1 protein-coding gene is annotated in these 1,031 nt (G+C 61.9%); it reads left to right on the forward strand.

Annotated features, from left to right (window positions below; all coding sequences use genetic code 11):
* Positions 1-1,031: elongation factor Tu (tuf, locus tag FHS02_RS31155; protein WP_183444280.1), on the forward strand; the 1,031-nt coding region annotated here is incomplete at both ends.

Here is a 1,031-nt window from a genome sequence, read left to right on the forward strand (position 1 = left end):
TACGACCAGATCGACGCTGCTCCGGAAGAAAAAGCACGCGGCATCACGATCAACACCGCGCACGTCGAGTACGAAACCGCTGCCCGTCACTACGCGCACGTTGACTGCCCAGGCCACGCCGACTACATCAAGAACATGATCACCGGCGCTGCCCAGATGGACGGCGCGATCCTGGTGTGCTCCGCAGCTGACGGCCCGATGCCGCAGACCCGCGAACACATCCTGCTGGCCCGTCAGGTTGGCGTGCCTTACATCATCGTGTTCCTGAACAAGTGCGACCTGGTCGACGACGCAGAACTGCTGGAACTGGTGGAAATGGAAGTGCGCGAGCTGCTGTCCAAGTACGAGTTCCCTGGCGACGACCTGCCAATCATCAAAGGTTCGGCACGTATGGCCCTGGAAGGCCAGCCGGGCGAAATGGGCGAAGAGTGCATCATCCGCCTGGCGGACGCACTGGACACCTACATCCCGACGCCTGAGCGCGCTGTGGACGGCGCCTTCCTGATGCCTGTGGAAGACGTGTTCTCGATCTCCGGCCGCGGTACCGTGGTGACCGGCCGTGTCGAGCGTGGCGTGATCAAGGTCGGCGAAGAAATCGAAATCGTCGGCATCATCGACACCGTGAAGACGACCTGCACCGGCGTGGAAATGTTCCGCAAGCTGCTGGACCAGGGTCAAGCTGGCGACAACGTCGGCCTGCTGCTGCGCGGCACCAAGCGTGAAGACGTGCAGCGTGGCCAGGTTCTGGCCAAGCCGGGCTCGATCAAGCCGCACAACCACTTCACCGGCGAGATCTATGTTCTGTCGAAGGATGAAGGCGGCCGTCACACCCCGTTCTTCAACAACTACCGTCCTCAGTTCTACTTCCGTACGACGGACGTGACCGGCTCGATCGAGCTGCCAGCGGACAAAGAGATGGTCATGCCGGGCGACAACGTGTCGATCACCGTCAAGCTGATCTCCCCGATCGCGATGGAAGAAGGCCTGCGTTTCGCAATCCGTGAAGGCGGCCGTACCGTCGGCGCGGGTGT

The sequence above is a fragment of the Pseudoduganella umbonata genome (genome assembly GCF_014192225.1).
Taxonomy (GTDB): Bacteria; Pseudomonadota; Gammaproteobacteria; order Burkholderiales; family Burkholderiaceae_D; genus Rugamonas; species Rugamonas umbonata.